Origin of the sequence: Candidatus Jidaibacter acanthamoeba, assembly GCF_000815465.1 — a bacterium.
Taxonomy (GTDB): domain Bacteria; phylum Pseudomonadota; class Alphaproteobacteria; order Rickettsiales; family Midichloriaceae; genus Jidaibacter; species Jidaibacter acanthamoebae.
The window spans coordinates 1-633 of sequence record NZ_JSWE01000202.1; the positions used below are offsets into that span (position 1 = coordinate 1).

Here is a 633-nt window from a genome sequence, read left to right on the forward strand (position 1 = left end):
GAATAGCAGATAAGTATGATGTGCACATAGCGCAGAAGATGAGTGGTAATGTATCCATCAGGGAGATATTTAGATACACTTAGCCTTCGGAAGAGGAAGTGCATAATTACTCTGAGATGTTGTTCGGTAAATGTTAATATTACTTATATTTATTAGAAACATTATCTTAAAGAAACAGCCTATACAAAAACTATATATAAAACCATAGGTTAATTTCAAATATATAATTAAAGGTAAAGAATAAACTTTTAGTATTAGTAAAAGAGTGGTTGCTTGTTTAAAAGCTATAAAACAGTGTTTTAAATTATATATTTAACTACTTTTTATAAAAATGAAAGCTGAAGATTTATTAGGTTCACAAAACAGATATACACATACCACTGATGAGCAGAAAGGAGGAAGAGAAAGAGCGGTTGACTACATAATTTCTGACGATCGAGACAGCTCACTACAAGCAGCTGAGCAATTAATAATAAATTCAATTAAAAATTACTACCAGGCTAATTATAAGCTAAAACTCTTTTGGGAAGAGAGAAAATATGACATTTCAAATAGTTTTATAAACTTAGTAATCATAGAACAAGAAGAAGCTAAACAGAAAGAACAGGGGCTGAGAGGGAAAGAAAAAAGAGG

1 protein-coding gene is annotated in these 633 nt (G+C 30.3%); it reads left to right on the top strand.

Going from position 1 to position 633, the window contains the following annotated elements; translation table 11 throughout:
- Positions 1-331: 331 nt before the first annotated feature.
- On the top strand, positions 332-633 hold a 302-nt coding region (locus NF27_RS09360), incomplete at its 3' end, for a hypothetical protein (RefSeq protein WP_039458807.1).